27 protein-coding genes and 1 pseudogene are annotated in these 23,307 nt (G+C 36.9%); 15 read left to right on the top strand and 13 right to left on the bottom strand.

All coding sequences use genetic code 11. The features are described 5' to 3' along the window. The first annotated feature begins 22 nt into the window (after positions 1 to 22). A complete protein-coding gene (locus LG276_RS21185; RefSeq protein ID WP_404292770.1) occupies positions 23 to 763 on the top strand; it encodes a hypothetical protein in 741 nt (246 codons plus the stop codon). A 12-nt stretch (positions 764 to 775) separates the two neighbouring features. Here the strand turns inward: LG276_RS21185 and LG276_RS21180 are convergent, their stop codons facing one another. Continuing rightward, positions 776 to 1,693 (bottom strand): nuclease-related domain-containing protein, encoded by a 918-nt coding sequence (locus tag LG276_RS21180; RefSeq protein ID WP_251162486.1) that lies wholly within the window; start codon positions 1,691 to 1,693, stop codon positions 776 to 778. Between the two features lie 277 nt (positions 1,694 to 1,970). Between LG276_RS21180 and LG276_RS21175 the strand changes: the two genes are divergently transcribed. Beyond that, complete coding sequence (locus LG276_RS21175; protein WP_251162237.1) at positions 1,971 to 3,281, top strand: short-chain fatty acid transporter; 1,311 nt, start codon at positions 1,971 to 1,973, stop codon at positions 3,279 to 3,281. 45 nt (positions 3,282 to 3,326) lie between these two features. On the opposite strand, the gene LG276_RS21170 is transcribed toward LG276_RS21175, so the two are convergent. Further along, positions 3,327 to 5,084 carry an ABC transporter ATP-binding protein gene (locus tag LG276_RS21170; RefSeq protein WP_281202734.1) on the bottom strand — a complete coding sequence of 586 codons (1,758 nt, stop codon included), beginning with the start codon at positions 5,082 to 5,084 and terminating at the stop codon, positions 3,327 to 3,329. 120 nt (positions 5,085 to 5,204) lie between these two features. Between LG276_RS21170 and LG276_RS21165 the strand changes: the two genes are divergently transcribed. The 3 genes from LG276_RS21165 to LG276_RS21155 are packed head-to-tail and all read left to right on the top strand — an operon-like array spanning position 5,205 to position 10,008. Further along, positions 5,205 to 6,665, top strand: a complete 1,461-nt coding sequence (locus LG276_RS21165) for an ABC transporter permease subunit (RefSeq protein WP_251162236.1) — start codon at positions 5,205 to 5,207, stop codon at positions 6,663 to 6,665. Between the two features lie 13 nt (positions 6,666 to 6,678). Then, positions 6,679 to 8,178 (top strand): ABC transporter permease, encoded by a 1,500-nt coding sequence (locus LG276_RS21160; protein ID WP_251162235.1) that lies wholly within the window; start codon positions 6,679 to 6,681, stop codon positions 8,176 to 8,178. 30 nt (positions 8,179 to 8,208) lie between these two features. After that, positions 8,209 to 10,008 carry an ABC transporter substrate-binding protein gene (locus LG276_RS21155; protein ID WP_095371709.1) on the top strand — a complete coding sequence of 600 codons (1,800 nt, stop codon included), beginning with the start codon at positions 8,209 to 8,211 and terminating at the stop codon, positions 10,006 to 10,008. Positions 10,009 to 10,256: 248 nt separating this feature from the next. On the opposite strand, the gene LG276_RS21150 is transcribed toward LG276_RS21155, so the two are convergent. The 4 genes from LG276_RS21150 to LG276_RS21135 form a co-directional block, all read right to left on the bottom strand. Continuing rightward, the gene (locus tag LG276_RS21150; protein ID WP_251162234.1) at positions 10,257 to 10,925 is read right to left on the bottom strand and encodes a DNA alkylation repair protein; all 669 of its coding nucleotides are present in this window, start codon (positions 10,923 to 10,925) and stop codon (positions 10,257 to 10,259) included. 683 nt (positions 10,926 to 11,608) lie between these two features. Beyond that, positions 11,609 to 12,139, bottom strand: coding sequence for a ClbS/DfsB family four-helix bundle protein (locus LG276_RS21145; protein WP_251162233.1), 531 nt, complete (start codon positions 12,137 to 12,139; stop codon positions 11,609 to 11,611). A 27-nt stretch (positions 12,140 to 12,166) separates the two neighbouring features. Beyond that, a complete protein-coding gene (locus LG276_RS21140) occupies positions 12,167 to 12,322 on the bottom strand; it encodes a hypothetical protein (RefSeq protein ID WP_251162232.1) in 156 nt (51 codons plus the stop codon). After that, a complete protein-coding gene (locus tag LG276_RS21135; protein WP_251162231.1) occupies positions 12,313 to 12,561 on the bottom strand; it encodes a hypothetical protein in 249 nt (82 codons plus the stop codon). Before LG276_RS21135 ends, LG276_RS21140 begins: the two co-directional genes overlap by 10 nt. Before the next feature lie 216 nt (positions 12,562 to 12,777). Here LG276_RS21135 and LG276_RS21130 point away from each other — a divergent pair, with 216 nt between their 5' ends. The 7 genes from LG276_RS21130 (at position 12,778) to LG276_RS21100 (ending at position 15,892) form a co-directional block, all read left to right on the top strand. Beyond that, positions 12,778 to 13,140, top strand: a complete 363-nt coding sequence (locus tag LG276_RS21130) for a PadR family transcriptional regulator (RefSeq protein WP_224937277.1) — start codon at positions 12,778 to 12,780, stop codon at positions 13,138 to 13,140. After that, positions 13,101 to 13,877 carry a VanZ family protein gene (locus LG276_RS21125; RefSeq protein WP_251162230.1) on the top strand — a complete coding sequence of 259 codons (777 nt, stop codon included), beginning with the start codon at positions 13,101 to 13,103 and terminating at the stop codon, positions 13,875 to 13,877. The genes LG276_RS21130 and LG276_RS21125 overlap by 40 nt, the downstream gene beginning before the upstream one ends. A 138-nt stretch (positions 13,878 to 14,015) precedes the next feature. Beyond that, positions 14,016 to 14,303 carry a hypothetical protein gene (locus tag LG276_RS21120; protein WP_251162229.1) on the top strand — a complete coding sequence of 96 codons (288 nt, stop codon included), beginning with the start codon at positions 14,016 to 14,018 and terminating at the stop codon, positions 14,301 to 14,303. Between the two features lie 38 nt (positions 14,304 to 14,341). Beyond that, complete coding sequence (yiaA, locus tag LG276_RS21115; protein WP_373370931.1) at positions 14,342 to 14,791, top strand: inner membrane protein YiaA; 450 nt, start codon at positions 14,342 to 14,344, stop codon at positions 14,789 to 14,791. 78 nt (positions 14,792 to 14,869) lie between these two features. Further along, on the top strand, positions 14,870 to 15,046 hold the full coding sequence (locus LG276_RS21110) for a DUF6366 family protein (protein ID WP_251162228.1): 177 nt from the start codon (positions 14,870 to 14,872) through the stop codon (positions 15,044 to 15,046). A 137-nt stretch (positions 15,047 to 15,183) separates the two neighbouring features. Next, positions 15,184 to 15,486, top strand: a complete 303-nt coding sequence (locus LG276_RS21105) for a YxiJ-like family protein (protein ID WP_251162227.1) — start codon at positions 15,184 to 15,186, stop codon at positions 15,484 to 15,486. A 172-nt stretch (positions 15,487 to 15,658) separates the two neighbouring features. Then, the gene (locus LG276_RS21100; protein WP_251162226.1) at positions 15,659 to 15,892 is read left to right on the top strand and encodes a hypothetical protein; all 234 of its coding nucleotides are present in this window, start codon (positions 15,659 to 15,661) and stop codon (positions 15,890 to 15,892) included. A 37-nt stretch (positions 15,893 to 15,929) separates the two neighbouring features. On the opposite strand, the gene chrA is transcribed toward LG276_RS21100, so the two are convergent. The 6 genes from chrA to LG276_RS21070 form a co-directional block, all read right to left on the bottom strand. Further along, entirely contained in the window at positions 15,930 to 17,105 is a 1,176-nt protein-coding gene (chrA, locus tag LG276_RS21095) for a chromate efflux transporter (protein ID WP_251162225.1), read from the bottom strand. An 11-nt stretch (positions 17,106 to 17,116) separates the two neighbouring features. Beyond that, the gene (locus LG276_RS21090; protein ID WP_251162224.1) at positions 17,117 to 17,428 is read right to left on the bottom strand and encodes a PadR family transcriptional regulator; all 312 of its coding nucleotides are present in this window, start codon (positions 17,426 to 17,428) and stop codon (positions 17,117 to 17,119) included. Between the two features lie 176 nt (positions 17,429 to 17,604). Then, positions 17,605 to 18,291 carry an N-acetylmuramoyl-L-alanine amidase gene (locus LG276_RS21085; RefSeq protein ID WP_251162223.1) on the bottom strand — a complete coding sequence of 229 codons (687 nt, stop codon included), beginning with the start codon at positions 18,289 to 18,291 and terminating at the stop codon, positions 17,605 to 17,607. Between the two features lie 272 nt (positions 18,292 to 18,563). Continuing rightward, positions 18,564 to 19,427 carry a GAF domain-containing protein gene (locus tag LG276_RS21080; protein WP_251162222.1) on the bottom strand — a complete coding sequence of 288 codons (864 nt, stop codon included), beginning with the start codon at positions 19,425 to 19,427 and terminating at the stop codon, positions 18,564 to 18,566. A gap of 75 nt (positions 19,428 to 19,502) precedes the next feature. Continuing rightward, positions 19,503 to 19,679 carry a hypothetical protein gene (locus LG276_RS21075; protein WP_224937267.1) on the bottom strand — a complete coding sequence of 59 codons (177 nt, stop codon included), beginning with the start codon at positions 19,677 to 19,679 and terminating at the stop codon, positions 19,503 to 19,505. A gap of 88 nt (positions 19,680 to 19,767) precedes the next feature. Then, entirely contained in the window at positions 19,768 to 19,968 is a 201-nt protein-coding gene (locus LG276_RS21070) for a cold-shock protein (RefSeq protein WP_095371726.1), read from the bottom strand. 395 nt (positions 19,969 to 20,363) lie between these two features. On the opposite strand from LG276_RS21070, the gene LG276_RS21065 reads away from it, so the two are divergent. The 3 genes and pseudogenes from LG276_RS21065 to LG276_RS21055 all read left to right on the top strand — a co-directional run bounded on the left by LG276_RS21065 (position 20,364) and on the right by LG276_RS21055 (position 22,364). Beyond that, positions 20,364 to 20,807, top strand: a complete 444-nt coding sequence (locus tag LG276_RS21065) for an SRPBCC family protein (RefSeq protein ID WP_251162221.1) — start codon at positions 20,364 to 20,366, stop codon at positions 20,805 to 20,807. A gap of 436 nt (positions 20,808 to 21,243) precedes the next feature. Continuing rightward, positions 21,244 to 21,525, top strand: a pseudogene (locus LG276_RS21060) (DUF6262 family protein); the annotation flags it as partial. 149 nt (positions 21,526 to 21,674) lie between these two features. Then, on the top strand, positions 21,675 to 22,364 hold the full coding sequence (locus LG276_RS21055) for an alpha/beta fold hydrolase (protein ID WP_251162220.1): 690 nt from the start codon (positions 21,675 to 21,677) through the stop codon (positions 22,362 to 22,364). A gap of 304 nt (positions 22,365 to 22,668) precedes the next feature. Here the strand turns inward: LG276_RS21055 and LG276_RS21050 are convergent, their stop codons facing one another. Beyond that, the gene (locus tag LG276_RS21050) at positions 22,669 to 23,244 is read right to left on the bottom strand and encodes a cysteine hydrolase family protein (RefSeq protein WP_251162219.1); all 576 of its coding nucleotides are present in this window, start codon (positions 23,242 to 23,244) and stop codon (positions 22,669 to 22,671) included. Positions 23,245 to 23,307: the final 63 nt, after the last annotated feature.

Raw genomic sequence — 23,307 nt, 5'->3', positions numbered from 1 at the left:
AAGAACCGCGACTAATCTCGTTGTGAAGGAAAAGATAAGTAGGGAAAAAGAAAGAATCGCGACTAATCTCGTTGTGAAAGAAAAGATAAGTAGGGTAAAGGGAAGAATCGCGACTAATCTCGTTGGGAAGGAAAAGATAAGTAGGGTAAAAGGAAGAATCGCGACTAATCTGGCAGTGAAAGAAAAGATAAGTAGGGCAAAAGGAAGAATCGCGACTAATCTGGCAGTGAAAGAAAAGATAAGTAGGGAAAAAGAAAGAATCGCGACTAATCTGGAAGAGAAGGAAAAGATAAGTAGGGCAAAGGGAAGAATCGCGACTAATCTCGTTGTGAAAGAAAAGATAAGTAGGGAAAAAGAAAGAATCGCGACTAATCTCGTTGTGAAAGAAAAGATAAGTAGGGCAAAAGGAAGAATCACGACTAATCTCGTTGGGAAAGAAAAGATAAGTAGGGTAAAGGGAAGAATCGCGACTAATCTGGCAGTGAAAGAAAAGATAAGTAGGGCAAAGGGAAGAATCGCGACTAATCTAGTTGGGAAGGAAAAGATAAGTAGGGTAAAAGGAAGAATCACGACTAATCTGGCAGTGAAAGAAAAGATAAGTAGGGTAAAAGAAAGAATCGCGACTAATCTCGTTGTGAAAGAAAAGATAAGTAGGGAAAAAGGTAAAGCCACGACTTTTCCTCCTTCCGGTCATTTGTTTATGGCTTTGCCCCAAATCGTCAAAAAAGTGTTTAGCCTCTTGTTTAATCAAGGACTTTCATGACCTGAGGTACGGTTAAAAATTGCTATTTATGAGTTCATAATAGGTTGCTCGGCCATTTCCGAGTCTTTTAGCGTTTTTCTGCAATATTCTATGAATAATGGCAGTGCTTACTTGCTTCCCAATCCAATCGTATATATCTAATGTTTTAATTTTCCTTTCAGGAAATAGGATTGAATAGTCTTTAATATTGTTGAAGATGATGTCATTTACAAATCCCGAATGGGAGCATTTCTTGCATTTAAACCTTTTTTTACTCAATCGCTCCATCCTCCCACAACACTTACTACAAAACACGCCCTTCGCTAATTCTTCATAATGATATTCTGGTTTGACAAGCATGTTTAGTTTGTCTTTGTGGTTGTCTAATAATGTCTCGATGATTTTAGTGTGAAGTAATGTTGGAGAGACAGTTTGTTTTTTTAATGAGTCAAGGTATTGTGGAATTTGTCCAGGAAAAATGATATTTTCATTTGGTTTTGCACCATATAAAATAAATTTGGGATTAACGAATATGAGGTGGTATTCAAAGGGAATGGGGAGCTGGTACCTCTTGAGAAACTGGTGAATGAGCGGTTCATTTCGTTTGATTTGGATCAGTGGACTTTTCATTTCTTTTTTTGAAGGACTAAGCCATTGGTCACCAACCAGTGTATAATTACCACTGTAATTTTTGATTTCAAAAATAACTATTTTATTCTGCAGAATACAAAGAGCATCTAATTGAATAATGGATTGGTTAATCTCAAAATTGAGATCATAAAGAATGGGAATGTCATCTGGCAGTTCGCTTAAGAGGGTTGTCCAACGTATTTCACCATCTGCTCCTTTTTTCATTGCTTGTAGGTGATGAAGGTGGTCTGAAGATAATTCCTTTCGAGCATGGAGTGCAAGAAGAAAACGGAGTTGTTGGGGAGGGTATAGCGGTTTCATAATGGGCAATCAAAATCATCCTTTCCTACTTTTTCTTATATTATAAAGGAGAAAGTTCGCCATGTTAACTATTACATTGGAGCAAGTGAGAGATTCTTAAGTGCTATATGATTTAGATTTTACTATAGGTAGTAATGAACTTTTGTATTGATGACCACTCAATTACTTTCTTTATTCCGGACAAACTTTTTGAGAAAATAAAGCGTATATCCCTTTTCCCTCGTTCATACCATGTACTACAGCCTAGTGCTGACGAGCATGTTAGGGGGAGTAGGGAATGAATCGATTAGCACACCGTTTTTCAAAAATGGTTGAGAGATTTTTACCGGATGCCTTTGTCATTGCTGTTATCCTGATGTTACTCATGATGGGCCTTGCTTTAATCATGAATCCAAGTGAGCCATTGATGATTGTGGAGTCTTTCGGTGATGGCTTTTGGACTTATTTAACCTTTACGATGCAAATGGTTTTATTATTAATGACGGGAATGGCATTAGCTAAAGTCCCTTTTATCCAACGTTTTCTCAGCCGTGTAGCATCATTAGCCAAAAGTGCAAATCAAGCTTATATTCTCACCTTTCTCGTATCCTCATTTGCCTATTATATTAACTGGGGATTGGCGGTCATTGTCGGTGCAATCATCGCCCGAGAGGTTGGTAAAAGAAATCAGCAGGCGCATTTTCCATTACTGGTAGCAGCTGCATATGCACCCACGGTATTGTACACAGCTGGTTTATCGAGTTCAATTGGATTATCAGTGGCAACAGAAGGTCATTTTCTTCAAAGTGCTATTGGTGTCATTCCTACTTCCGAGACAATATTCCATTCAGGTACAATGACGATTCTTATTGCCTTAGTCATAACGATGCCACTATTCATCATATTAATGGCACCAAAAAAAGACATTATTCCTTTTGTAGAAAAAGAAAAAAAGGTAACTTCTCGACAAAAGGAACAGAAAATAGATAGTCCGGCTATGAAGTTAGAGCGATCGAAGGTTTGGGGAACGGTAACAGGTTTGATTGGACTTATTTATTTACTGGTTTCATTTTGGAATGGTAGAGATTTAGATTTAAATATTATTAATCTTGCGTTTCTATCTTTAGGTTTATTATTTCATCAGTCTCTTACTCAATATGCTGAAGCTTTTAAGGATGCGGCCTCATCGATATCACCGATTATTTTGCAATTTCCGTTCTATGCTGGCATTATTGCGGTACTCGGTAGCTCAGGGATAGCCGAGTCTATTATCAATTGGATAACCAATGTGGCCACATCAGATACTTTTGGTGTTTTCACCTATTGGACTGCAGGCGCGGTGAACCTACTCGCCCCGTCTGGTGGAGGACAATGGGCATTACAAGGTCCATTACAAGTAGCGGCAGGAGCACAGCTAGGAGTAAATCATGCCATCACGGCAATGGCTGTCGGTTGGGGAGATGGTTGGACGAATCTCATTCAACCCTTTTGGGCTTTACCTATTTTAAGTGTTGTTGGTCTGCATATTCGTCATATAATGGGTTATTGCATTTTGTTGAGTGTTTGGGTCGGCGTGATTACTACTATTCTTATCTATTTTGTCTACTAGAGAATTTATAAAAGAAAAGCCGACCGAAAATGGCCGGCTTTTCTTTTATATTTCCACTGTTACCTTCGGCTGAGCAACCCAATGCCCAGGCGTTACTTCCACAAGTTCAGCATTATCGAGTTGATATTCCTCACGTCGCTCTTCTTGTGCGGACAAAGTTTCGCGTTTTTTCTTCCGTTCAATCGCTGGGTCAGGGATTGGGATGGCAGCGAGTAGTGATTTTGTATATGGGTGCTGCGGGTTAGCATAGAGTTCTTCACTTTCTGCGAGTTCGACGATTTTTCCCCCGAACATAACGGCTACACGGTCACTAATATGTTTAACCATGGAGAGGTCGTGGGCAATAAATAGGTAGGTCAATCCAAGCTTTTGCTGTAAGTCTTCAAGTAATTTAACGATTTGCGCTTGGATGGATACGTCTAGTGCAGAGAGTGGCTCATCACAGACGATGAATTTTGGCTCGACGGCAAGTGCGCGGGCAATCCCAATTCGCTGTCTTTGTCCCCCAGAAAATTCATGGGGATAACGCATTGCATGTTCCTTCTCCAAACCCACCATTTCAAGTAATTCTTCTACGCGTTTCCGGCGTTCTTGCTTATTTTTTACGAGCTTATGAATATCTAGTGCTTGACCGATAATATCAATTACTTTAAAGCGCGGGTTTAATGAAGCATAAGGATCTTGAAAAATCATTTGCATATGTCTGCGCATCATCTTCATTTCCTTTGCTGTTAGTTGATTCACAGGAATACCCTGGTACAACACTTCACCAGCAGTTGGTTCATTTAATCTTAAAATCGCACGCCCGGTGGTGGACTTTCCTGAACCAGACTCCCCGACAAGACCAAGTGTTTCACCAGGTTTAATAAAGAAGCTAATATCATCAACAGCCTTCAACACTTGGCCTTTGCCTAAATCGAAGTGTTGTTTCAATGCTTTTACTTCGAGAAGGGGTTCTTTTGCATTGATATCTTCACTAATACGCGGTGCTGGTTTTGCTTTCTTTTTTTCATGAAGCTTTGGTAAAGCGTTGAGTAATCGTAATGTATAAGGGTGAGTGGCATGCTCAAAGATTTCTTCGGTTGTGCCTTTTTCAACGATTTCCCCGTCCTTCATTACGACAACACGGTCACACATGCCAGCAACAACGCCAAGGTCATGGGTGATTAAAATGATCGCAGTACCGAATTTTTCCTGCATATGCTTCATTAGGTTCAGTATTTGCGCTTGTATGGTTACATCAAGTGCTGTTGTTGGTTCGTCAGCGATGAGTAGCTTAGGACGACAAGCAAGAGCGATAGCAATCATTGCCCGTTGCCGCATCCCGCCAGAAAACTCATGTGGGTATTGGGCAAAACGAACTTCTGGCTTTGGAATCCCTACTAATCTTAAAAGCTCAATGGCTTCAGCCTTTGCTTGAGTTTTACCTAATCCTTTTGTATGTTTTAGCATTGTTTCAGTTAATTGTTGACCAATACGCATCGTCGGATTCAACGAGGTCATTGGATCTTGGAAGATCATGCTCATATCTTTCCCTCTGATCGCTTCCATTTCTTGATCACTTGCATTGACCAGATCTTTACCGAGAAACATAATCTCGCCGTCTTTTAAAAGGGAAGGAGGAGACGGGAGCAGTCTCATAATCGAGCGGGCAGTGACACTCTTGCCACTGCCTGATTCACCGACAATGCCTAATGTTTCTCCTTTATTGACAGTAAAGCTGACACCTTTGACAGCTTCAAATTCCTTCTCTCGAGACATAAAGGATACTTGTAAATTTTCTATTTTTAATAACGGTTCCACATTCTCCACCTACCAAACTTTGATGTTTACTCTCGAACAATATTGACAGTCATATTATACTAGAATTAAAATATAGTATACAACTAGGAATTATCGGGACTAAAGGGGGTGAACGGATGAATGAATACAGTCAATAATGCGCCACAGATACATTCATCTAGCGTTCCTAATGTGCTTTCGACACTCAGTCAAACCTTTGGGAAAATGAACCAATACCCATTTTTAAAATGGGTGATGTTGATTATTGGGTTACCAGTTTATGTGATTAGCTTCATTATTTACCTCATAAAGAGAAAAGATGACGCTTATCAGCGGTTATGGCGTGAGCTCCATCAAGCATGCACAGAAGCCGGTTTAAAGGAAAAATTAATTACGAAGCATATAGAACAGCAAAGGCGAAAGCAAACGTTCTTTCAGCAAAAGATAGATGAGTTGAAAATGAAACAAGTGGCTGAAAAGAGAGCAGAGGATGAGTTTCTTCAGGTAGTAGAGGGTAAAGTTCAGGAGGAATTAGCACAGCGAGGAGAAGATCAATTAACTTTTGCAAGTATCATGCGATCATTATTAGAACATCCAGTATTTGTTGTTCTAACGTTCATACCTGGATTATTGTTCTATATTCTCCTTTTCTTGTATATGAATCCGTATATAAAGTATATTTTTGAAAGGCTTGTTTCCACCCTATTTGTTATTGTTGGGGTCGCTTTTTTTGTGTTTACGATTTTGTATATTTCACCGTTTGATCCAGCTGCCAATATTTTGGGAGTAACGGCTACAAAGGAACAGATCGCGACATTTAACCAAATTTATGGGTTAGATCAACCGTATTGGGTTCAATTATGGCAAGCAATTCAAGGTATTTTCACATTTGATTTAGGTGCTTCTTTTGCCGGAAATGAAAATGTTGTGGATGCCATCGCCAGAAAAATTCCAATTACATTATTACTAACGTTTATTGCCTTAATTTTAGCGATTGTTATTGCCATTCCTATTGGAATCATTTCTGCTACAAGGTCTAATACCTTTTTAGATTATACCCTTATGTTCGTAGCTTTAATTGGGTTATCGATTCCGAATTTTTGGCAAGGTTTAATCTTTATTTTAACATTTTCGATTGAGCTACAGTGGCTGCCGGCTACTTTTACACCAGGTAATTTGCTTTCGATTATCATGCCAGCGGTTGTCCTGGGAACCGGTTTAATGGCTTCCATTGCTCGGATGACTCGCTCATCTACGCTAGAAGTCATTCATGAAGATTATATTATTACTGCAAGAGCAAAAGGTCTTAATGAACGCCGCATACTTTGGCGCCATGCTTTTGGAAATGCTTTGATACCAATTATTACTGTCATTGGTTTAATGTTTGGCGGTATGCTCGGTGGAGCTGCTGTTACAGAAAAAGTTTTTAATATTAGTGGAATTGGAAGTTATATTGTTGATAAACAATTTATCCCTGATATTCCCGCTATTATGGGCGGTGTTGTATATATTGCCATTACAATCTCATTAGTGAACTTATTGATTGATATTTTATATGCATTTATCGATCCAAGAATTCGTTCAAAAATGAAACAATATTAAAAGTAGGTGCAGCATGTCTACTCATAAAGATAGCTTGTTAAAAAAATTCGCCTTAAAGGCGACATCTGAATATGCGCAGGCCAACTTTGCCCTTGTTGTCTCTATTGCCTTAACGCTGATCTTTTTGCTTGCAGGTATTGATTTTTCAACAGGGGCAATCAAGCCAGTTTTCTTTTCATTATTTATTGCTTATGCCGTTTTCTCTATCATTCAATCTTTTATTGCTTATCAAGTGAAGCGGGATTTGAAAAGAGATGGCGTTATACGCTCGTCGACAAGAATGTGGGGTTATTTCCAACTATTAAGTGTTTTGGTCGGTAATATTTTCACAACCGCTTTTGCATTTGGTCTTATTAAAAAGAAAAAAACCCCACAATACTTATTTACTATGTTTATGTTGATGACGCAATTCTACGTGATTGCGGTATCTTCATTAAACTTGTTTAAACCTTACGTAGCGAATACATTCCTCATGGGTATGTTTTTGTTACTGGCCATTTTCGTTTTTCAGTTGGTTGTACTCCTTTTAGTAATAAAAGATAACGGACAATTATCGAAATGGAAGTTGTATGTAGGAATCCTATTAATACTTACTTCTTTAACCGGTAATTTATTTGCCCTTGCCTTAGGTTTATTTATGCTATTGGAAGTGCTCAGCAAAACGCCATCTACTGTTGCTAAATGGTATGCGATGTGGGAGAAAATTGCGAGTAATATGACAGCGATGCTAGGATTATTTTTCATTCTGTTTATTTTTTCTTTATCGATTTGCAGTTATTGGACCTTCGATTATGGTATGGCGGTTGATAATAATTATGGTGCTACATTACAAATGCCAAGTCTTACCTATCCTTTAGGTACAGATAATTTTGGTCGCGATGTGTTCTCACGCATTGTCTTTGGGGCCAGGATCTCTCTGATTGTAGGGGTTTTATCGACCTTCATTCCGTTTGTGGTTGGTGGGATTCTAGGTGCTATTTCTGGTTATTATGGGAAACGCACGGATAATATTTTAATGCGATTACTCGATGTATTATATGCTATTCCAGGTATTTTACTTGCGATCGTCATCATCGCAGCTTTCGGGGCAAGCACAACGACACTAGTGATTGCCTTAAGTGTTGGTTCAATTCCAACGTATGCAAGAACGATGCGAGCAAATGTGCTGATGATTTCCAATATGGAATATGTTATGTCGGCTCGTGCGCTCGGAGCAAGTAATCTATCGATTATTTTTAAACAAATTGTCCCAAATAGTATGGCGCCAATGATTGTAAAGGCTACGTTAACAATCGGAGGAGCAGTAATTGCCACAAGTAGTTTAAGTTACTTAGGATTAGGAATTGAGCCGCATATACCGGAATGGGGTAATATCTTAAAAGTAGGTAGTGCTTATCTAGAATCACATTCCTACTTAGCTATTTATCCTGGTATTGCTATTATTGCACTTGTATTATCGTTTAACTTTCTTGGGGACGGGTTGCGTGATGCACTTGACCCTAAGCTTGATTAATAAATAAAAGACTTTCAGGGGGGAAAGCAGATGAAAAAGGCGGTACTATCATTCTTGTTAATATTTACATTGATTCTAACAGGATGTGTGAATACAAAATCTGATGTTGAGAATGAAGGTTCAGGTAGTGGTGATGGCTCTAAGCCATCAATAGAGATTCTTGGCATGAGCAGTAGTGAAGAGGACATGAACATTGTTCGTGACCAATTAACGAAGAACGGTTTTGATGTAAAATTAAACATCCAACCTGACTATGGTAGCTTTAAAGCACAACAAGATGCAGGAAACTATGATGTTGCTTTATCAAGTTGGACGACTGTAACAGGAAATCCAGATTACGCTGTGCGTTCATTGTTTATTAGCGGTGGAGATTACAGCATTATGGCTGATAAAGAGATTGATGAGTTGATAGATAAAGCAAGTACTGAAACACCAGAAGAATACGCAAAAACCTATAAGGAATTCGAGGAAAAACTTGTATTTGATAAAGCTTATATTGCACCATTATATAGCTCTTACAAAACACAAGCATTGAATAAAGATGTGTTAGTACCAGATTCTGTTCGCCTTTCTAAATCGCGCTCTTTAGCATGGGAAACGATTGATTTCCAAGATGAAGCGAAGAGAGAATCAGATCCACTCGTATTATCGCAAACACTTTCAACACTGACTTCCCTTGACCCAATTAAAGGGAACGATGGTTCTATTAATATGTTGAATTCGAATATGTATATTCGCCTTGTAAACTTAACAGATGATGATGTTGTGACGGCTGATGGTTCCCTATCTCGTAATTTTAGTATTGCAGATGGCAATTCTGAGTATTATTTCTTATTAAGAGATGACGTTAATTTTGCCAAAGTTACTGATAAAAAAGCAGAAGAAACAGATGACCTTGTTGGTGCAGAGGATGTTGTCTTCTCACTAGAACGTGCGAAGGATAAAAATTCTGTACCAGATCACCGCACATATAGCTTACATGAGCATATTGAGACAGCTGAAGTTGTGACAGATGTTTCAGAATTAGAGAAAGTACAAACTTCAGGTGGCGAGGGTACGGTTAAAGCAGCACTTGAAGAAGGATTAGATACAGAGATTGCCGAGTTAGTTGCTGAAGATGATGCAGCAGATAACGCAGCAGGTAAATACCAAGTGGTGAAAGTAACAACTACAGAACCATTCCCACAAGTATTAAACTACCTTGCGCACCAATCTGCAGGTATTGTATCAAAAGAACAAGTCGAATCAATCAACACGTATAAAGTGGAAGACTTTGATGTAAACAAGGACATCGCTTATGGTGACCAAAACACAGTAACTGAAGGCGATAGCTATGACAATACGTTATATGCTAGTGGCCCATACATCTTATCTCATAAAAATGATTATGAAGCTGTATTCTACAAAAACCCAGGTTATATGACGGATACTGAAAATGAACCAAATATTAATCAAGTAAATGTTCGTTTCATTGCCGATATTGATAGCTCACTTTCTGCCTTACGTAACGGAGAAACACATATTCAATACAGCGTACCAGAAAATAAATATGAGACGGTAGAAGGCGATAGCAAACTACAATTACAAAGCATTCCAAGTAATGCTGTATCATACCTTCTATTTAATACAGAAGGTCGTGCCGTTTCTGAAAGTGCCGATCTAAGAAGAGCCGTACTTTACTCTATCAACCAAGAGGAAATCATCGACTACTACCAAGGTAATAAAATCAAAGCCTCATCTACAGTAAGTCCACTAGTAGATACTGGCAATGAACTAAAAGCCGATGCTGATAAAGTGAAGGAATTCTTAGGTAAGTATCAAGCTGAATAAAGGATAGAAATGAAAGATACCCCTCACAGGAATTTGTGGGGGGTTGTTGTATGGAGCTATCGTTCTAGTTGAGTGATGGGGTCAGTAAAAGGAGGAGAACAATTTTCAGTGTGGCATTTCGCACTAGCAAGGAGTAATCATTGCTTTCGATATAAAATGCTGATTGGTTACGTGATAATAAAGTGATTTAATATTGAAGCAACAAATTTGTATTACACCGTGCACAAATACAGTAACCCCTGAGGTAACTAGTTATTTTGCCGTTTGTCCACTTCAATCGCAATGAACTCTGGCAAATAGCTGGGAGTACAACCTTTTGCTACTTTTTCATCTTTGTAAAGACCCGTTTTCTCACCAAGATTCATACAACGTGTACGATTCTTTTCATCATAAACGCCTATCCAGCCTGCGGTGAAATTCATAGCCCATTGAACTTCCGGTTCCTCCTGCATAATATTAGCTTCTAATCTAGATAGCAAGTCTGCGGTGTTATCAGGCGGTGTTTGTCCAGTCCATCTCAATCGCCCTTGATAATACCAGAAAGCTCGCCTTTGAAGAGCAGAAGGACTATTTTCCCATGACTCCATCAATGCAATTTTCTTCTTGTCTTTGGTGAGTTGATTAGCCATTAACCAATCCATTAAGTTATTTCGCTCATCAAAAGTGTGAGTCTGCATATCCTTATCAAGCTTATTTAGCACATCTTGAGAAAGAAGTTTTTTGTCCATAATTAAGATTGCTAATAGTCTAGGCAAAAACTCTTCAGTTGACCAAAGTTCCATAGCTAGTTCGTGATCTTTTTTAATATCCTTCGCGATTTTTCGTAAGTCGCCTAGCTTCGTTTTACTATTGATCTGAAGTAGAATATGTTCTGCTTTTGAAGATCGCTTTATTTCTGTATCTTCCTTTTTATCCATTTTATCCAACTCCCCTTTATAAAAGCACTGTTTCACAAAATGTCCTTGATGGGCTATATAATTTTAATCCGTGGTGGTGTGCCTCCAAAGTTCCTCGTATTTATATTGTAGCATATATCGTATTAAAGCTTTCTCTACATAATAATAGAAGAAAAACCATCTCTAATATAATACAAACATTCAATTCCTTTTAATTGGATACGTCTTTTTAAAGAAATGCCTCGTTTGTTTAAGAACATCTATTCACAAAATAATTTATTAAGTAAGCTCACTTTTATTTAGTTTGCCGCCATACTCATCATTTCAATCCCCTGACATTGAGAAGGCGTCCCTTTTATGAGTGTAAAGGAATTTTGAAATAAACTAATTGTATAAAATAATATTATTTCACATCCTTAGAGGACCTTATTCAACAGTAATAGTGGGTCATAACAGAAACAATAGCTAATTAAATAAAAATGGTTTACGGCTAAGAATGTACCCTATAGGTAAAAGTCTACCTATAGGGTACTTTTTTTGAAGTTATGGTCTCATTGATGGAGAAGAAGAACAGTACTTCTAACTTAGGAAACCAACATTGTCTATCAAAAAGTGGAGATGAGAGCAATTCACAAGCAATCCCTGAATCCGAGAAAGAAACAAGAACCGCAAGCGGGGATACTCAGAGTTATCCGCCTCCAAAACTATTTGTTCCTATCACTAACCAAATTCATTGCATTGATTTCATAAACAATCTTTTCGCATTTCCCCATTGCCCACAAGTAGTGCTTGGATGTATTCGCAGCAAAATAGCTATATAGATTGCTTGTTTTTGTCCATTTGTAATGCTTTTTGGTTATGATTTCTTCAGTGGTATGGGCCCTGATAGTGTTCATGATACGCTCATGGCTTAATTTACATTTTTTGATTGCTTGGTTGAGTTTCATATCTTGGTAGTTTTCCCAAATTTGTTGATTAAGCTGTTGAATCTCTCGCCACTTATACCCGGGTGCCGGCATGGATGGTGTATCTCCGGCCATGCCTTCTCTATACCAGCGTTCCAACATCGCATGCCATTCATATAGGTGCATAAGAATATCACGAAAATTCTTATCCCGATCATCTGTCTCGATGGAAAGGCTTCTTTTTCTTACAGGAACAGATTCAATTAGTTTCATTAATGAGTGGAAATGTTGTTCACTCTCCAGTAAGAGGCGTTCCTTTGTATCATCCATTTCGGCCATATCCCTCCATTTTCAAATCTATTGTTGCACTCCGTAAATAATAATGCTTAAAAAAACACTAATAAATAAAGTAATCAGCCAGTCTCTTTTTCTTGTCATTTTCAACAGAACATTAAGCACAGCACTAATGAGAAATAGAATAAGAAAAGTGATAAAAACGTATATTAATTCCATAGTATACCCCTATAAGCGATATTTTGTATGAAAACAATCATATGTATGAACATCACAATGGCGCAAAATAAAGCGATCCCTTTATGACCTTGTTGAAATAGAGTAATAGTCATAATAAGTAACATCAACCCTAATAGCAGTAACGACAATGGCTGCAATGTGAAATCTTCCGTTATGAAAATATATGTGATGGTAATTAAAGCGAGAATAGATAAGATCATTTGTAGGATTTTAAGCACACTTTCTCTCCATTCTTAAATTCTTATTGAGGCAGAATAAAATATTCTTCTACTACAAAAATAATAACAAATATTTCCTTGTTTTACATGGGGATATTCTTAAATTTGGAAAAAAACCGTGTATGTTCATTCGTATAAAGACAACAAATACCTTGTAATACGATGTACATCGCATTACAATATAGTTAGCGACTTTCCAAATAAAGGAGAAACAGAATGGATAAAGAAATCATGAAGGGTAGTATTGATATTTTATTGCTTTCATTATTATCTAAAAAAGATATGTACGGATATGAGATGGTGAAAAGCTTAAAGGAAAACAGTCATGAGTTGTATAACATGAGTGAAGGGACATTGTATCCGGCTTTAAAGAGGTTGGAGAAGAATGGCTGGATTGAAGCGTATTGGGAAGATTCACAGTTTGGTGGTCGAAGGAAGTATTATCAATTAACAAACGGTGGAAAAACAGAATTAAGTAGGAAACTAGGCGAGTGGCAAAAAGTGAATGATTTGATTAACGTAACAACGGAGGGGCTCAAGTGGACAAAGAGATTGAATCCTATATCAAACAAATTGTAAATACAATTGATTGTGACCATGTTGAAAAGCAAGAGATCATTGATGAAATGACAGACCATATTTTACTACTGAAACAAGAACATAGGCAAAATGGCAAGAGTGAAAAAGAGGCCGTACAGCTGGCTCTAGCTGATTTTGGCAATCAGAAAAGCATTGCACATGGTTATAATCAATCTATCTCCCCATTCTATCAGCTCTATAAGGTGAGTAGCTGGTTGCTGTTTTCATTGTTTGCACTAGTCGTCTTATGGCAGTTAATTATTGGTCGGCTCTTGGAGAGAATAATGAATTATGCTAATGGTTATACAGGTAATTTTTATTTTTTATCAAGAGAAGAACAAATGAGCTTTTTTAACTTTAATTTATCTGAATGGGGCATGAATGTAAATATTATCCCTTTTAAAACGACAATCACCTATCTTTTAGGTGCTGATCGCTTTAATTTGGATATTATTATCACTAACACAATTGGAAATATCCTTATTTTTCTGCCATTAGGAATATTACTTCCGGTGCTTTTTAAACATTGTCGACTTTTTTCAGTCGTAACCATCACTGCCATTACTGCGAGTTTTTCTATTGAGCTTCTACAGTTTTTCTTGCAGATTGGGCAGTTTGATATTGATGATATTATCCTTAATACGATGGGTGCAATGGTAGGTTACTTGATGTATAAAACGATCTTTAAGGTGAATTTGTTTATAAAGAAAGCTCATTTAAAATTGAATAAAGGATAAAAGAAGAGTTGGTTCGAGTTTTCGAACTAACTCTTTTTAGGTATTTATTCTCAAAAATTACATTTTTCATAAATAAACGTTTCTAAACGAATTTACAAAGTGTATAATTACACTAAATTAAACAAAATGAGGTATAAGATGATTGTGATCATTTGTTTACTCCTTGGCTCGGTATTTGCCATTTTTGGTCAAGATTTTGCTTATTACCTTCATGCTATTTTGCCTAATGTTTATCCAATCACTTTTTTAACCATTGTAACGATAAGCAGTTATTTATTTTATATGCTAGCGATTGCGATAACATTTTACAGAGTAATTAAACATAGAATGAAGGTAAAATACTTGGAAACCCTTGTAGTGGTAGTTATGATAAGCTTCATCATGTCAAGCTGGTCAACTTTTGTATTAGCCATGTGGTGGGGTTGAGAAAGGTGGAGGTTATATTGTCGAGTGATGAAGAGTTGATGGTAGAGAAGGCGAAAAAGACTAGTAATAAAGTGAAAGAAGAAAGAAAAGAAGGGGAACCATCAGCAGCTTTTAAAGGTGCTTCATGGGCAGCCCTATTAGTAGGTGTGACTGCTTATATCATCGGTCTATTTAATGCTGCGATGGAACTCAATGAGAAGGGGTATTATTTTGCTGTTCTAATATTTGGATTGTATGCCGCTGTTTCTTTACAAAAGGCGGTAAGAGACAAGGAAGATGGTATTTCTGTGACGGGTATTTATTACGGGATCAGTTGGTTCGCTTTAATTGTCGCCGTTTCATTAATGGCCATTGGGTTATATAACGCTGGTAGTATTATTCTAAGTGAAAAGGGATTTTATGCGATGGCTTTTGTCCTTAGCTTATTTGCAAGTGTCGCAGTGCAAAAGAATATTCGTGATACGCAAGCTGCGAGGGAACGAGAATAATAGAGGAGAAAGGGAAAATGCAGTAAATATAGCTATCTATTGCTTTTCCCTAAAGTGTGAAACAAAAGGGGTGTAGGAATGCCATCAGAAGATAGAAAGAAGCAGGAGGAGAATCAACCCACAGTTACGCTAAATGATAGCATTAATAAAAGTCAGAGTCCGTCACCTGATATAAGTGGGATGGGCTGGAAGGATTTACTCTTACTCGTAATTATTGTTATTGGGGGTTTTTTCTTTTATCAGTGGTTCTTTTGATACTGGGAAAAGTAGCTCTCGATAGAAACCTTTATTATCCCTGTGTTAACAAATAGCGTCTAATCGGTGGTGGGCATATCAATAAACAAACAATATTCGAACAGTTAATGGAAAAAAGGGAAAATCTATATCATCCCATGCCATTTGAAGACTTAACAAAGATCGATAATGATTTTGGTGATTCGTATCCATTAGAGGATTTAACTGTAGATTTACATACATACTGGATGAATATAGCAGGTAGTCTAAGTTACGTTGCCAATAACCGCCAAGATCAGCTTTCACAAAGGCAAGTATCATTATTGACATCCAACTTTTTTGAGCAGTTCCCTACATATGAGTTTTTAAAACGGGTAATGAGAGATTATCCTCATTTTTTAGATGAATATATGCTGTACGATGAGGTGCGTGTGTTACTGTTAACGTATTTGGTGGAATAGAAGTTAATGAATATGGTAACAAATTTTTATTAGCTGAAGTTTCAGTTTATGCTATTAGTTGTTTCTAATATATTTAGGAAAACCTTTGTGGAAAATAAAGAGTGGCTATATGAAAAGGTGTCCTATATACTAATTAAGCAATAAGATTTTCATTTAGTTGGGAGTAGAAGCCATGGGGTTTGGGGATATGTTTTCATTGGTTAATGGAATCATAATATTGACATTTGTTCTTATCATTCCTACCTTACTTATCATTGTATTTGTAGCAGCGAGTAAGGTCATAAAAAGGTATTTAAAAAACGGAAAATTGATAGAGGAAAAATTAAGAATGGAGCTTGATGAAAGGCAGAAACTAGAGCATCGTGTAACGGAGCTAGAAAATCAATTGAAGATAAAGCAAAAATAAAGTAAACCGTTATTTTATAATAACGGCTTAAAGGTGTTCAAGTCATTTCTATCAATACGCCCCCTAGTGCGCCAGCTAAAACAATGAGCCACGGGGGGAGTTTCCAATAAACCAACATAAAGAATAATATGGCTGCTAAGGAAAAATCTAATGGCGTAATAATAGCACTCGTCCATATGGGCATATAAAAGGCTGATATTAGTATTCCAACAACAGCAGCGTTAATGGCAATAAATGCTCCTCTTATGTGATGATTCTTCCTTAATGCATGCCAAAAGGGTAAGACACCAAAGATAAGCAGTATGGCAGGTAAAAAGATAGAAAATGTTGCAATCATGCCTCCTAACCAACCATTCATATCAGCGCCAATAAATGCTGCAAAGGTAAATAGTGGACCAGGCACAGCCTGCGCAGCGGCATAACCAGATAAAAAGGCTTCTTCACTAATAAATCCAGTAGGAACAAATTCTCTTTCTAATAAGGGAAGAACTACATGTCCTCCTCCAAATACCAATGCACCAGCTCGGTAGAAACTGTCAACCATACTTAGCCAAGTACTTGAAATTAAACTGCTTAAAATCGGAAGGATGGTTAAAAGCCCGAAAAATAAACTTAAACAAACCAATCCTATCTTCTTTGATAACGGTACTTGTAATGATAAACCGTCATGCTCCTCTTTTTTACTAAACATAAAATAACCAAGCAATCCAGCTACCAGAATGACCCCAATCTGCGATAGGTTATGGGGAATCAGTAAGGTGATCAAAAGCGCGAATAAAGCGATTGATTTTCTAGTCAAGTCAGGGGTTAAACTCTTAGCCATCCCTAAAATGGCATGAGCAACAATGACTACAGCAACTATTTTCAACCCTTGGATGATGCCAAATTCCATTAGACCAAGCTGTTGAGCAAAATAAGCGAATAAAATAAGAGCAATAACTGAGGGCATTGTAAAGCCAATAAAAGATACAATCCCACCTAAAACGCCACCTCTCATGACACCAATGCCAATTCCGACTTGACTGCTTGCTGGACCAGGTAGAAATTGACTTAATGCTACGAGATCAGCATAACTTTTTTCGTCCATCCATTTTCTTTTTCGAACATATTCCTGATGAAAATAACCTAAATGTGCGACTGGTCCTCCAAAGGATGTGAAACCAAGTCTTGTTGATACAATGAAAATCTCAAGTAGTTTTTTAAAGTATTGCATGCAGGACTCCTTTACTCTTTAATTTCTTTGAATAATTCATAGGCTTTTGCTCTTGCTTCAATTAAAATAGCTTCACCTTTTTCAGTAATGCGATAATATTTTCTTATTTTTCCATCTACCAATTGGTCCTCTTTTAACAATAAACCATCAGCTTCCATTCCGTGGAATATAGGGTATAGTGTACCTGCGCTAATGGTATAACCATGTTCTCTTAATTCGTCTAACATCCAGCTTCCATATATGGGATGCTCTTTGGCATGATGTAAAACATGAATGTGGATAAAGCCTAAAAATAACTTCCTTAATATCTTATTGTTTTCCAACCATAAGGACTCCCTTTGTTTTCTAATAACGATATCGGTTTTCGTTAACAATATTAATATAAATCATTTTATATGTAAAGTGTAGGTTTTTAAATGTTCACTTAAAAAGGCATCTAGTTTGAAAGTATAAAAAGAATGGTCCCCTTTGAATGGGGGCCCAACTTCCATTCTGTCTTTTATTTCACCCGCAAGACTTGCCCAGGATAAATCGTATAATTAGCGTCTAATCCATTCCAGTTTCGGATTTGTGCAATTGTGCTTCCATACCTTTGTGATAAGGCGTATACAGTATCTCCGCTGACAACTGTATGATAGATAGCTCCTCCTGATGGAACCAGGTTGAAGGCACGTACGAGTCCATTTACATGTCCTTGGGCAATGGCTTGAATAAATGATGCTTGTTTTAATTTGTTAGCATCAGCAACTGTGTCAATAAATCCGTTCTCTGTTAAAATGGCGGGCATATTGCTTTCTCTTAAAACATGAAAATTGGCTTGCTTTCTGCCACGATCGGCGAAGGTAACGACTTTCATTATTTCTTCATGGATGATATTTTGATAGGTTGTTGTAGGTGTGCCGGATCCAGGGTAGATATAATCCTCATAGCCAGTACCACCACCGGCATTAATATGAATGGATAAGAAGTAATTGGCTCCCCAAGCGTTGGCATCGTTTGTTCTTTGGACAAGAGAAACGGTTTGGTCACCTGTTCGGCTCATTCGTACCTCAGCATTACTATATCCTAGTAATAAATCTCTTACCTTTGTAGCTATTTGTAGTGTAAGGTTCTTTTCCTGTAAACCATTACCTACTGCTCCAGGGTCAGTACCACCATGACCAGGATCGATATATATTTTTACCATATGAAAATACCTCCTTTTCTAATAGTTTTATGCAAAGGATGCATTTAGTGCTTGTACACTTAAACTACTTTTTAACCATTTAATTGATACGCACAAGGAAGGTTAGTAGGAAGAGGTAGATTCTAAACAAGGTCATTAAAGAGGTATGGAGATATTTAGCTTATAAAAGTGGGAAGGACTATGATGGTCTTGCTGTCAAAGAGGGGAGCGGAGGCTTTCTTCTAATAATAGGAAGGTTAAGACATGGGGAACGTGAAGAAGAGCAGTAGGAGTTACTGCTCTTCTTCACGTTCCACAATTTGATAACCTAATTTTTTTAGTCCGTCTTCAATACTTCTGACAAATCTCACTTCTAAATCTTGGAATTGGTCTCTCATTCTTGTTGAGCTAGCAAGTGCGGTTGGAATACCCGAAAGCATTACCTTCACGCCCATAAGTTTAAGAGCAGAGACTAATCGATTAAGTGCGTCGGAAAATTCATAATTAGAGATTTGCATTTCAGATAAGTCGATGAGAAAAGAAGAAATTTTATGGCTTAATGTATAATTTAATGTATCCTCAAGAATTTTTCTTTCCCTTTTATCGTTGACGTTGCCTTGTAGTGCCAAGATAGCAATCCCTTTTGATATCGGAATGATGGGTACGCTGAGTAAATCAATATCTTCATAAAGGTCATCGAGTTCAATAATATAGGAGAGGACATCGGCAATGGACTGGACCATTTCCACTTGTTCATTGGTAAAGGTTTTCTCATCTTTATCCATTAAACAGAGCGTGCCGAAGTTTGATCCATCTGTGCGATTTAACGGAACACCAATAAAGGCTTTCACACCAAGCTCATCGGTGATTTTTCGCTTTTTTGTTTCTTCATCAGCCATTAAATTCATCACGGTTTTCGCAGGTTCATTATTTTCTAATACAAGTTTGCAATTCGATTCTTGATAATCAACAGCAATATCGTCTGGTATGATAAATTCCACTTTATTATAGGAATTAATAACAGTCATTTTATTGCCTACTTTTTTGGCTATATATGCAGAATTGACATCTAAGTTTTTAGTTAACAACTCAAATAATTTAGTAGACGTATCCACTAGTGATTGGTAAACTGTTTTATCCTTTACTTTACTGATCATCGAACATCTCTCCAAAATTGATTGATACTATAATTTTAGCATAAAAATAGAATCACTGATTACAGATGCAAGAACTTAATTCTTTTCGCGCTTCATCAATTCTTCTTCAAAGAAAAATGTACCAGGATATTTATTAACGACATAAGAGTATCTTTTCATATTTTTTACATACTGGCTTTTTGATATAATCACTTGCTCTTTCGTCCTTTTTATATTTACCATTTCCCCGATACGAAACATTTCTACGCTCATAATCTCAATCCCTTTCATTAGTGAAGATAATGTGTCCTTACCGTTAATGAAAAAAAGACTCCTAGATGGAGTCTTTTTTCTATAGTAATTATGCTTTGTTAACGTTAGCTGCTTGAAGACCACGTTGACCTTGTTCGATGTCAAATGTTACTTTTTGACCTTCGTCTAAAGATTTGAAGCCTTCGCTTTGAATTGCGCTGAAATGTACGAATACATCTTCTCCGCCTTCTTGCTCGATAAATCCAAAACCTTTTTCTGCGTTAAACCATTTTACTGTACCTGTTTCCATGTTATCGTCTCCTGTTGTGGGGTTACCACAAATGTATTACTACCCTTGTTCAAACATACGATTTTAAGACAAAAAATTCCTTAGAAGAGATTTCCTCTCTCTCAATTTTACACCGAACAAAAATAATTATATTCATCATACCATTTTTCAATGATATTAGCAAATACAGGAAGGTGTTATTTAATGTAAAAAAAGATAAGACTAGCAAGGGGCTGGATTTCAAAAGTCAGTTTAATGTTTTAGGTATGCAGGATTTAAAGAATAGGACTTTGCTTGATGATATACTTAAAGTAAAGATGCAGTTTAGTTAAATAAGAAGCATTAATGTAAAGAAAGAGTACCGTAGGATATAATAGAACAAGTATTAAATATTCTGAAAGAGAGTTGATTTTGTTATGGATACCCAAGTAACTACGAAATTTAAAATATATAAGCAAGCAAATGAGGTTTTTGAAGCCATAGTAGACCCTTTCAAAATCGGAAACTTTTGGTTCTCATCGAGTTCTGAAAGATGGGAACAGGGCAAGACCATTACATTAAGATATGATGAATACGAAGCAGAAGGTATTATACATGTATTAGAAGTCGAAAAAAATAAGAAAATCGTGTTTTCATGGGGCGGAGAATCTGATGAAGAAACAGTTGTTATAATTACACTGAAAGAGTTGGATAATGCGAGAACAATTATTGAGGTGAACGAATCAGGTCTTAATGAAGATGACCCTGAAATAGTAAACAAAATGCTAGGACAAAAAGAAGGTTGGGTTTATATGCTAACTTGTTTAAAGTGCTATTTGGAAAATGGTGTTAGTGATTTGAGAGCTTCATTAATCCATTAATAAAAAACCGACTATTATTATTTTGTGCATTCTTATTGAACTAAACCAGCTTATAGTTTGTCAACATTTTTCATTAAAATATTTCAAACAACAATGACATATTAAAATAGATCATGCCAAATAACCTTCCACTTTCTCACTTTTGGAGGGTTTTGTTGTATTTAGATAGATATAGTTCCTAATCTATATCCTTGAAAGTAGTTCTGTTTTTTAGTAAGGAGTAACCAATTTAAAAGCTTATTAACACAGGCAATAATTGCTACTCTGAAGGGTTTTCCTACTTCACGTTTTTTATCATATGACTTATCTAAAAAGGTCAACCAGAAAAATCTGGCTAACCTTATATTACGATCGGATGCTTTACTTTAAGAAGAGTATTTTTTTAGCATGTTTTGAGATTAAATCAAAACATACTTCAATAAAACGCCTTATATAGGCCAAAGAAAGCTTGAATTTTAACAGTGTTGCTCAAGAGGCAGGAGTTAGTAAAGCGGCACTATACAATAACACAGAAATTAGAGAGCGAATCGAAATCTTTATGTATGCAACAAGCACAAGTCCCAACTGCAAAGCAAATCAAACGTGAAATGGATAAAAAAACACCAAAGAAGCTATGATTGCTTCATTAAAAACGTAAGGTTAAGAAGTTAGAGGAAGAAAAAAAGGAATTACGTGAGCAGTTAAAATTTCCTATGAAGAAGTTTATAAAAAAATCTGAGGGAACTCCGTTTCCTACCTTGTTCAATTAAAGGACCATATTGTTGAAGATGAGCAGGGAATATTCACACACTCGCTGAAATATATAGGTATGGACATTAAATAAATCGGGTTTCAAATGACGAAACCCACCATAGGAGATGATCGGAGATGGAAACCCTAGTAAATCAAATTGAATTGAATGGGCTCACTTTTCAATATCGCGAGAGTGGAGAACCTTCCGCACCACCGCTTGTTGCACTTCACGCGCTGGGAAAAAGTGCAGAATCATGGGATCAAGTGGCTGCTGTATTAGGAGAAAAATATCGCGTTTTAGCTTTAGATCAACGGGGTCACGGTGGGAGTGCGAGAACTAGTACATATTCTTTTGAACTGATGTCCGATGACTTGCTTCATTTTGCGAATGCTATGAATTTAGAACGATTTACGCTAATTGGTCATTCCATGGGGGGAACAGTATCCTATCTTTTCTCGGAAACATTTCCGTCAAGGATAGAACGGTTGATTATTGAAGACACTCCTCCTCCTTTTCCGGATAAGCCGATCGAAGTTCCTTCCAAACCTTCTGATCCCCTACCGTTTGATTGGCTTGTTGTGTCTTCGATTCTACAGCAACTTAATGAACCCAATCCCGAATGGTGGGCGCGTCTTACCGACATTATCATGCCGACTCTAATTATAGGCGGTGAGTCCAGTCATATTCCTCAAAACAAATTACAGGAAGTTTCTGAGCGCATCCCGAATTGCGAATTGGTGACGATAGAAGATGCTGGGCACTTTGTGCATGATGCTAATTTACCAGCCTTCTTAGCTGCTGTAAAAAGTTTTCTTAATTCATGAGTTTCAGTACACTTTTACTGTTATCCTAATTTTTATTAAACAATCGACGCTTATCTGAAATAAGGTAAACGTCCTTTTTTACAGAAAAAAGATTGAGTTGAGCGAATGATTTTGAAATAATTGGTATTGATCAATAGGGCCATATTGTTGAGGAATTAAGGACAGTAGATATCCTGATTAAAGATTATTTGTGGGAAGTTACACTTAAGCTAACGGTTGCAGTTGAAGAAGGATACCTTATTAATTAGTTTAAACAACAGCAAAAAGGGAGATTCTTTTTAAACAACCCCCCATTTGTATTGAATTATTTGTTCTTCAAGATTGTGTTAGCTTCTTGTTGCAGGAAATCCTCAGTTGATATTACGTTGGCATACATACCATTAAGTGCACTGACAAACGCAAAATGAACCTGTTCAGCTGGCACGACCTTATCTTGATAAGATAATCCCCTTGTCGCACATGCATCTTCAATAAGAGTAGTTTCAAAGCCTAGCTCTACAGCACCTCTGACTGTGGCATCAATACACATATGCGTCATCATACCTACAATCACTAGCTTGGTCACTCTTTTTTCTCTTAATTTGCGCTCTAGTTCGGTTTTAAAAAAGCTGTTAGGTGCATGTTTTATGATAATACTTTCGTGTTCTAATGGTAAAACAGTTTCATTTAGTTGAACTCCCTCCGTATTTGGAAGAAAGAATCCTAAACCTGGATTACTTGCAATATGTTGGACATGAAAAATATTATCTTTGTTATTCTGTCTAAACCATTCAAGAACTTTAGCAGCATTAGAGGCTGCTTTTACGGGGTTGCTTAATTCCATCTTTCCATTTGGAAAATAGTCATTTTGAATATCGACAATGATTAAAGCTGTGCTCATTTTTTTCACCTCATTAAAAAATTTATTATAATAAAATGATAAATAATATCTTGGTTTTTATCG

This window comes from Cytobacillus kochii (genome assembly GCF_044790165.1).
In the GTDB taxonomy this organism is placed as follows: Bacteria; Bacillota; Bacilli; order Bacillales; family Cytobacillaceae; genus Cytobacillus; species Cytobacillus kochii.
The sequence above is the reverse complement of the archived record's forward strand: the minus strand, read 5'-3'. Positions and strand labels throughout refer to the sequence as shown.